At 28.3% G+C, this 10,094-nt stretch carries 8 protein-coding genes; 3 read left to right on the top strand and 5 right to left on the bottom strand.

Features of this window, described 5'->3' with window-relative positions; all coding sequences use genetic code 11:
* Nucleotides 1–352: 352 nt before the first annotated feature.
* Complete coding sequence (locus J7M77_RS09135; RefSeq protein WP_296877721.1) at nt 353–1,192, top strand: response regulator transcription factor; 840 nt, start codon at nt 353–355, stop codon at nt 1,190–1,192.
* Nucleotides 1,193–1,260: 68 nt separating this feature from the next.
* Nucleotides 1,261–2,766, top strand: a complete 1,506-nt coding sequence (locus tag J7M77_RS09130; protein ID WP_296877719.1) for a hypothetical protein — start codon at nt 1,261–1,263, stop codon at nt 2,764–2,766.
* Nucleotides 2,767–3,349: 583 nt separating this feature from the next.
* On the opposite strand, the gene J7M77_RS09125 is transcribed toward J7M77_RS09130, so the two are convergent.
* Both J7M77_RS09125 and J7M77_RS09120 read right to left on the bottom strand, forming a co-directional pair.
* A complete protein-coding gene (locus J7M77_RS09125) occupies nt 3,350–4,258 on the bottom strand; it encodes a hypothetical protein (RefSeq protein WP_296877717.1) in 909 nt (302 codons plus the stop codon).
* 809 nt (nt 4,259–5,067) lie between these two features.
* Nucleotides 5,068–5,715, bottom strand: coding sequence for a DUF6198 family protein (locus J7M77_RS09120; protein WP_296877715.1), 648 nt, complete (start codon nt 5,713–5,715; stop codon nt 5,068–5,070).
* Between the two features lie 101 nt (nt 5,716–5,816).
* On the opposite strand from J7M77_RS09120, the gene J7M77_RS09115 reads away from it, so the two are divergent.
* Complete coding sequence (locus J7M77_RS09115) at nt 5,817–6,614, top strand: LysR family transcriptional regulator (RefSeq protein WP_296877713.1); 798 nt, start codon at nt 5,817–5,819, stop codon at nt 6,612–6,614.
* 9 nt (nt 6,615–6,623) lie between these two features.
* Here J7M77_RS09115 and J7M77_RS09110 read toward each other — a convergent pair whose 3' ends face one another.
* The 3 genes from J7M77_RS09110 to J7M77_RS09100 all read right to left on the bottom strand — a co-directional run bounded on the left by J7M77_RS09110 (nt 6,624) and on the right by J7M77_RS09100 (nt 9,443).
* Nucleotides 6,624–7,448 carry an HAD family hydrolase gene (locus J7M77_RS09110; protein ID WP_296877711.1) on the bottom strand — a complete coding sequence of 275 codons (825 nt, stop codon included), beginning with the start codon at nt 7,446–7,448 and terminating at the stop codon, nt 6,624–6,626.
* Nucleotides 7,449–7,464: 16 nt separating this feature from the next.
* The gene (serS, locus tag J7M77_RS09105) at nt 7,465–8,748 is read right to left on the bottom strand and encodes a serine--tRNA ligase (RefSeq protein ID WP_296877708.1); all 1,284 of its coding nucleotides are present in this window, start codon (nt 8,746–8,748) and stop codon (nt 7,465–7,467) included.
* Nucleotides 8,749–9,122: 374 nt separating this feature from the next.
* A complete protein-coding gene (locus J7M77_RS09100) occupies nt 9,123–9,443 on the bottom strand; it encodes a Panacea domain-containing protein (RefSeq protein WP_296877706.1) in 321 nt (106 codons plus the stop codon).
* Between the last annotated feature and the right edge of the window lie 651 nt (nt 9,444–10,094).

The following is a 10,094-nucleotide window of genomic DNA, read 5'->3' as shown; positions in this document are numbered from 1 at the left end:
TAACATCAATTTGATAAACTCGTTCATTTATTTTTCCAACAATACTAATTTTATCTTCAAAATAATCAATGATTTTTTTTACTTGATCATCTACCTGCTTACATTTGATAATTATTTCTAAATCATTGTCTTGATTACAATCTATGGTTATTTTCATAGTATCCTCCTTTAACCTAACAATATCACATTTTAATTTAATAAACTATGATATTTAAGTAAGGTGCATATAATTTAGCTAAGATACCAAAATTTAAGATACTTAATTATAAAAACATTAGATTATTACTTTATATTTTAAAATAAATGAAAAATACAGTATAATATCATTAAAGTATTTGGAGGGAAATAATATATGTTTGAATATGAAAAAATTGAATTAGATTATAATTTACCAATAAAATTAGTTGATCTTTATTTTGAAAATCATGACACTAAAACCCTTAAACATTGGCATAACAGTATTGAAATTTTAGTACCGATATTAGGTGATCTAGTCCTTTATCTAAATACCAAAGAAATTATTATTCATTCAGGTAGTATTTATATAATCAATTCACAAGAGTTACATGGAATGCATCATAGCAAAGATACTGAAATATACAAAGGCTATGCCTTGCAAATAAATTATGATTATATCCATTCATATTTTCCTAAAATCGATAATTATTATTTTTTACAGCCTGATGTTAATTGTCAAAAAAAAATCTTAAATAATATTTTTCAAATTATCAATGCTTATAATAATCAAGATAAATACGTAAATATAAAAATTCATAGCTGTTTATTAGATATCCTTTATCTAATGTGTACTAGCGCAATTATTAAAAAACAAGACATGCCCTATGAAATTAATTCTGTCCATGACAAAAGAATCATGCAAATGACCAAATACATTGAACAACATTACTTAGATAAATTGACTGTTACAAGTATCGCTGATCATTTTGATATGTCACCTGGATATCTTTCCCAATATTTTAAGACTCATTTAAATATGACAGTTAAAGAATATATTAATTTTGTAAGACTTGAAAAAGCACATAAAGATTTAATTCATACTGAGTATTCATTAATTGATATTGCTTATATGAACGGCTATCCTAATTTAAAGTCATTTATTAATGATTTTAAAAAGAATTATAATCAAACTCCAGCTAAATATCGTAAAAATATACGAAAACAACCTCAATAAACTACGTTTTTTACCATTTTGTAAGCGCTTGAAACTATATAATAAATACAGTTGAAAGGAGAGAAAAAATGAAAAGAAATTTAAAACGAGTTTTAAGTTTTTTCGTTTGTGCTATGATGGTTTTTACTACAATAGCAAGTGTTAACGCTGAAGAAAACGTAAACATTAATGGTACATACGAAATTTATGTTGAAGGTTATGATTGGGGATGTGCAACTAATAAAATCACTTTAACATTATCTAGTCCACTTGATAATGTTACAACTGATACATTTAATGTTGTTGAACATTCAGAAACTTTTGATTATGTGAATAAGACAGGTATTATTCCTAAAGAAGAAACTAGAGTTGTCGAAAGTGTTGAAATAAATGGTAATCAAGTTATTTTAAATCTTGGTATTTCTCCAAGTGTTAGCTCACCTATTGTTTGGTCTTTAACAACTCAATACAACACCTATGCTGAAAATTATTATTTTGATATTACTTTAAATGATAAAGAAGCAACATCTGAAGGTTTACCAGTTGGAGAATTTGTAATTAATCAAAATTATACTAATAAAACAACTGCTGCTGATAACTTTGAAGTAGATAGTTACAAAGCAAATGATGGAGTTAACTATGATTATGCTGCTTATAGTCCTACAACTGATAGCGATACTTTAGTAGTCTGGTTACATGGTTTAGGAGAAGGTGGTGCTGATGCTGATAGTATTAGTGATAGAACAACTGATCCTTATGTTACTTTATTAGCCAACAAAGCAACTGCTTTAGCTGGTGATGAATTCCAAAATACTATTGGTGGTGCCCATATTTTAGTTCCTCAATGTCCTACTTACTGGATGGATAATGATGGAAAACAAGGTAATTTTAATGGTGCTGCAATTGCTGCTGATGGTACATCATACTATCAAAAATCATTACATGAATTTATTAATTATTATAAAGAACAAGTAGGAGCAACTAAAGTTGTTATTGCTGGATGTTCTAATGGTGGTTATATGACATTATTAATGGGTATGGCTTATCCTGATGAATATGATGCAATTGTTCCAATTTGTGAAGCTATGCCTGATAAATTAATTACTGATGAACAATTAGCCGGAATTAAAGATTTGCCAATGTATTTTATCTGGTCTAATGATGATACAACTGTTGTACCAGAAGATCATGAAATTCCAACTATCAATCGTTTAAAAGAAATGGGTGCATCTAATTTACATGTATCAACAACTGATCATGTTTATGATATGTCAGGATTATATACAAACGATGATGGTACACCTTATCAATATGATCAAGGTCACTGGTCATGGATTTATTTCTATAACAACGATACAAGCTGTGATGAATGTGGAGAAACAGTCTTTAATTTTATCAGTGAAGTTGTAAGTGTTAAAGACACTGTCGATGAATCTAAACCACAAGTAACTGAACCTGAAAATACAACAGCTACAACTGATCAAAGTAAAACTGCCGTTAAAACTGGTGACAATGCTCCAATTTATGGCTATACTGCAATGACATTGTTAATGGCAATGGGATTTGTATATCTTAATAAAAAGAAAAGTGCTTAAAATATGATTAAAAATAAACCTCGTTATTTAAATTAGCGAGGTTTATTTTTCTACTAAAAACATAGTAACTTTTTTATTATCTTTTCATAAGTCCTTAAAATGCCAATATATCCTTATTTTTTAAGGAATTTCGGTATTTTCTCTTTCACAGAAACGTCACTTAATTGGACTTAACCCACGTCTCAAAAGTTGTATAAAGCGTTGTAAATTATGCAATCAGGCTTCTCATTTCTTTATTCGCTCCGTCCTTTGACGCATGAGCGTATAAACTCAATGGCTTGAATGCCCCATAATATACTGTAAATTTTTGGGGTTCATGTTCATCTATGCCAGTTTTGTACAAAATGTATGTTTTAATATATGCAGTATATTATTCGGCAACGGTTTCTCATGGTTCTTGTTATATTTTTTCACAATCCCTTTGAATACATATTTATAGTTGCTTTCTTACATAGGATAACCACTAACTAAAAGAAACAAAGAGTTGTTATAACCACCAATCTCTTTTATTTCCAATTTCTACTTTCTTTTCCACCCTACTATATGTAATTTATTATTCATGTATTAAACCAGACAGAAAGGTTCAATTTGTGGAATCAGCGATTTCTTTTGCCCTTTCTATCCACGTTCTTCCAGTTTCTTCGTTCCAATATTCTGGTTTATCAGGAAACTCATATTCATAACGTTCGTCGTTACACCAGAAAGGACCCATATATAATTTTCCCAGCATATACATTGCTTTCACTGATCCCATTTCAACAGCTTTTTTCAGCCACAACTCTGCCTGAAGCTTTGCTTTATCTGTATACCATACAAAGGGATTGGGTGCACCGCAATCCAAATCAGTCTCTTCCCAGCAGTAGCCATGATGCACATACAGTTTTGCAAGCAGCATCATCGCCTCCAGATGTTCCAAGTGAGCTGCTCTTTCAAAATAATATCCTGCCCGCTCCAATATGTCTTCTTTTTTTTCATAGTCAATTTTTATATATTTCTCATATTGTAGACATCCAATCTGATATGCAATTTCTCCCGGCTGGGGTAATTCCTTCAGCGCCATATTTCCCACAAAATCAATAAAGTGGAAAAGCTCATCCTCACGCAGTATCTGTGGAGTCTGTTTTGAAAAACCAATAAGTGGTTTAATCTCCGGTAAAATATTCAAATGATACCTGCCAATGATAGCCTGATTTAAGCAATCATAATCATGATATATTTCATTTGAAAAGCTATGCTTTTCTAGAAATTCGTTATAAAACAGCAAATCTGTTTTCAAATGAAAATAATATCCTCTGCTAAAAGAAGTAGCCAAACCAGCACAATGCTGAAACTTTTTCAATCCCGGTGCACTGGTTGCTTCGCCATAATGGGATTCTGGTTTTTTATACAGATCAGGCGCAATAACACCTTTTAAAAAATCCTCCGTATTTTCTTCGGCATATCTGTCAAGATAAATCTTTGCTGCCGCTAAATGTATGGTGTAAGATGCCATTTGCCATCACCTCGTCTATCATATTTTTATAAAACTCCACTGATTTATCTATGTCCGTTACCACCAGCACAGGATTTTTCAATTTCGTTTCCGCTACCTCTCAAAATTCATCTTTACGCATATTTTATCATGACCTTTATGTATTGTCATTTCTTTTTTGCTTTTGTAAAGCTGCTTATCAGCCTATGTCTTGTAAAGAGTGCTGAAGCATTGCTTACGCAACAGGCTCTTGACAAATCACTAGCAGATAAGTTTTTGATAATCAGGCAGAAATGAAATATTCTATACTGTTTCATAGTATAGAAAAAACACTCTATTTCAAGTGCCATTTCCTCATATCTTTGTATTTCTTTGTATAAGTCGCTACATAAGGCTCTTTCATTTGTTGTAAAATCGTTGATTTTTTTCTTCTAAAATTCATTAAATATAGTGTTTATACAAATAATCTTGTTTTCTATGCTGTTTTTGTTTAAAAAAGATTTATTTCCTTAATTCAATCAAATTCATCAAAATTTTTTCTCTTTTCTTTCTTGGCTAATACATCATTAATGAAGTTTATAAATATAATTAACTGTTATTTCCTAAATCATTAGAGACATTTTTCTTCTTGTTTAGTACAATACAACTTTATTAATTCCATCATCAGCTTAGATACATTTACCCATTAACAGTAATTTATCCTTTAACATCTCAAATGTTTAGATCAATCAAAAAATGGCTAATTGTTAAAAGTAACACTTACTATTATTCCATTCATTTCCACCTTATATTTTAATCAATAGATTTTTTACTAAAAAAATACCAAGAAATTAATTATCTTGGCATACTTGAAATATTTGCATTTTTTTATCAAATATTCTTTGATGAATTGAAATAATTCTTCCTAATAATAAAGCTGAGATAACCGTTCCTGGCCCAATACCATATAATGGTGAATTCATGACAAAACAGAAAACACACGTAAATCCTAACATACTAATATCAAAACAGTTTTTAACTAACGAAAAGTTTAACTTAAATACTTCAGCAATCGTATTAACAGTTGCTTCTACTGGTGTTACTACTAAATTACTACGAACAGAAAAATAAACACCATAAGAAATAACGATCAAAGCTAGTGCTAATAATAAATATGCCTGAAGTGTATTTTGTGGTTTAATCGTAATAATTGCATCATAGAAATCCGTTAAATAACCAAAAACTAATGAAAAAGGAATTTCTAAAATTAGTGGTATTGTTATTTTTCGAGTTAGAATTAACTGTACCCCGATTAAAATAAAATATAAAATGATTGATGACGTTCCTAGTGAAATATTAAATACTTGAGAGATTGCATAGTATAAACTAGAAAAACAAGCAACTCCTAAATTGGTTCGAGTGTTTAAAATAATTCCCATTGCAAGAAGATTAATTGCGATAATATAAATGATCCATCTTTGTACTGTAACTTTATTCATCTTACCCCTGCCTTTCGTAAGTTATCATATTATATTTATTAATAACTTTCAAATATCAAAAAGGTATAGTATAATGAAAAAAAGTTATTGGTGGTGATTTGATGAATTTACGACAGTTAGAATATTTTATTACAATTAGTGAAACTTTAAATTATACTAAAGCAGCTAAAAAATTATATGTTAGTCAAACGGCTTTAACGAAACAAATTCAATTATTAGAAAAAGAATTAAATAGTTTATTATTTAATCGTGATAGTAAACAAATTTCATTAACTCCAGCTGGTAAGTTTTTCTTGAAAGAGGCTAAAGATATTTTATTTCAAGTTAATCGCAGTCAAAATAATTTTGAGGCTTATTTAAATGGTAATCAAGGTGTTTTTAGAATTGGTTTTTTAAAAAATTTAGATCCTAATTTATTAGTAAATATCTTTAATAATTTTCAAAAAAAATATCCACATGTAACTATTAGAGTTGATAGTTTTTCAAGTATTGAATTATACCAGCAATTAGAACATTCAAAAATAGATATTGCTTTAGGAGTAGCTTTAGATAAATATCAAAACTATCAAAAACTATTGATCAGTAAATATCCATTAGTTGTACTAATAAGTAAAAACAATCCCCTGGCAAATAAACAATATCTACATCAAAATGAACTAGATAATATTTTATTTGATGTTCGTAAGATGAGTGATAAAGCACCTGAATTTGAAGGAAATCTATTGAAAATTGCTTGCAATCAAGGCTGTGCTATCCTTCATGCTTTTGTAAAAGATAATTGTTATAATGAGTATATCAAAGCTATTCCTTTAAAACCTATTGTTGAAGAAGGAATTTATTTGATTTATGATCCTAAAAATCAAAATCCCATTATTAACAACTTTATTGCCTTAATATAAAAAGATGCTTTAAGCATCTTGATAATTTTCTAATAACCAATGAGCTACACCATCTTCATCATTACTTGAAATGACTGCAGTAGCTTCTTTTTTTAATGGTTCAACTGCATTGGCCATAGCATAGCATTGATTAGAAATTTTAAACATTGGAAGATCATTATAAGCATCTCCAAAAGAAATAACTTCATCACAGCTAAGTAATTCTTTTAATTTTAAAATCGCATTAGCTTTAGATGCACTTTTAGGCATTATTTCTAACCAATATTCTTTACGATAAATTTCTTGTTGGAAAGTTATATTAAAATCAGGGTAATCTTTTAATGCCTGATAAACTGGTTCTAATACCTCTTGATCATTGATTAGCGTAAAATAGAAAACATCGCCTTGATACAAACTATCAAGATCTTTTGTTAAATTCATTCGATAATCATCTTCACGTTTACTTAAATAATGTTTAACTCCATCATGTAAATCTTGATCAATAATAGTCACTCTTTCTTTATCATTAACTAAGGCATAAACCATAGGATAAAGATGGAATTGTTCAACTACTTCTTTAACAATATTTACTTGTCGATCACTAAAAGTATTTTTATATAAAATAGCTCCGGTTTTACCATTAACAATAAAAGTACCATTATAAACAATTAGTGGCAAATTTTTTGTCAATCCTTTAGTTACTGGCGTTGCCGAAACTAAAGAACGAGCAGTAGCATACGTAAAAATCATTCCTTGATCAACTAATTGATTAATCGTTTTAATAGTAAAATCACTTATTTGGACGTTACTATTTAATAATGTTCCATCTAAATCACTAACATATAATCTTTTCATCGACTTAAAAAGATAACTATTTAGTAGTTATCTTTTCCTTTCCTCCCATATAAGGTTGTAATGCCTTAGGGATATTAACACTGCCATCTTCATTTAAATTGTTTTCTAAAAAGGCAATTAACATTCTTGGTGGTGCAACACCGGGATTCTTTAATGTATGCGCAAAATATTTACCATCTTGACCTTTAACTCGAATATTTAATCTTCTTGCTTGAGCATCAGTTAAATTTGAACATGATCCAACTTCAAAATATTTCTTTTGTCTTGGTGACCAAGCTTCAACATCAATACTTTTAGATTTCAAATCAGCTAAATCACCAGAACAACATTCTAAAGTTCTAACTGGAATATCTAATGATCTAAATAAATCAACAGTATTATTCCATAATTTATCAAACCACATTTTACTTTCTTCTGGTTTACAAACAACGATCATTTCTTGTTTTTCAAATTGATGAATTCGATATACTCCACGTTCTTCAATTCCATGAGCCCCTTTTTCTTTTCTAAAGCATGGTGAATATGAAGTATAAGTATATGGTAATTTTTCTTCATCTAAAATAGTATCAATGAATTTACCGATCATTGAATGTTCTGATGTACCAATTAAATATAAATCTTCCCCTTCAATTTTATACATCATACTATCCATTTCTTCAAAACTCATTACTCCGGTAACTACGTTACTTCTAATCATATATGGTGGAATAACATAAGTAAAACCACGATCAATCATAAAATCACGAGCATAAGCTAAAACAGCTGAATGCAATCTTGCAATATCCCCCATTAAATAATAGAATCCTTGACCAGCAACACGTCCCGCAGCATCCATATCAATACCATCAAACTTTTCCATAATTTCAGTATGATAAGGAACTTCAAAATCAGGAACAACAGGATCCCCATATTTAGTAATTTCTACGTTTTCACTATCGTCTTTTCCAAGTGGTACACTATCATCAATAAAATTAGGAATTTTCATCATGATAGCTTTTAACTCACTACCATATTGTTCTTCTAAAACTTCTAATTTTTTTAACTCATCAGCCATTTCATTGACTTTTTGTTTATTATTTTCAGCCGCTTCTTTATTACCTTCGCGCATAAATTTACCAATTTCTTTAGATAATTTATTGCGAATGCTTCTTAATTCACTAGCTTTAGTAATAACTTCACGATAATCCTTATCTAATTTATATGCTTCATCTACTAATCCAATCTTATCATCCTGGAATTTTTTCTTCATATTTTCTTTTACTAAGGTTGGATTTTCTCTTAATATCGCAATATCAATCATTTTATATCTCCCTTATTTATTTATATTTTCTTAGATTATACAATAATTATTCGTCTTATTCAATTATTATCAAAATGTTTAACTTTCAATCACTGTAATATCATCATTATTAAATAAATCCAAGATAATATCCAAATAAATTATTTTACATAATATTAATAATAAATTTTTTATTATTGTAATTAATTATTTACTGTTATTCATTATTGAATTGCAATAGATTTATAATATCTTTTCATTGTTTCTTTAGAAATTTTTCTTGTACTGCTTTGAAATTTTTCTAATCCCATTCTTTGTTCCAACCATGGTTCTTCCAAATGTGTTAATGCTTCTAATTAATCAGCACCATATTCACCATAAGTATCCCAGACAGATTACAAAACTTCAATTTGTTCTCTTGTAAAAAGTATATCTAATCTTTTTTTTACAATTTCAGGATTAGTAATGGTTAATTTATTCCATCCAAATTCCCTATATACCTTATATAAAACTTTACTTACAGGACCATGAACCCAAGCTTCAAAATCACTATTTTGAGCAATATCTTGATTTAATAATGCCAAACTCCAAGCTTCAGCATAATAACATAATTTTTGGATTTTTTTATTTGACATATTTTTCTTTAATAAAAACCAATCAGCAACATCTTTTATATCAGCTTTAATTGTAATATCCATTGTTTCTACTTTTTTCATTTTCTTTTCTAACTTAATACATTTGTACTACTTTTCTACTAAAAAATTTATAAAAAATAAAAATCAAATTTTTTTAACACCACATTCTATACTTTTTTATAACATTATATCTCGTTACAAATCTCATTAGAGTATCCATCATCTTTTCTTTTTAACCAGAATATTGATAATTAGAAAAATTGCAAAAGTACAAAGAAAAAAATTTCTATTTTTAAATCATTATGATTAATAATATTTAATCCAATAAGAATACTACTAAAAACAATCCCAATAATAGAACTAATCATACCAATAGTATTACTTATAATAAACATCTTTTCTTTTTTCGTTTTATTAAATAAATTCATTTTAATTCCTTTCATTTATTAAAATTCAGTAAAAATGTTATTAATTGTATATATTTTTTATAATTTTGAAAGACGATGAGACAGTTATTTTGATTACTCTTTTATTATAATTTACTTTTAACCTACTGTCATTGAATTAAAAATTCAATAACCAAGACTAACATTCATTAAGAATGAACTACTATTGAATATTTAAAAATAGCTGTTATTATAAGTTGTAGGAACAGCCATAACGGTAGGTGGTTATGCTTTGGTCGAAAGATCAGAGATCGGAAACTCTGTTGATATAGATATCTCGAAAGAG

Source organism: Thomasclavelia sp. (assembly GCF_017889095.1).
Lineage (GTDB): Bacteria > Bacillota_I > Bacilli_A > Erysipelotrichales > Coprobacillaceae > Thomasclavelia.
This window is presented reverse-complemented; position numbering and strand designations above follow the sequence as displayed.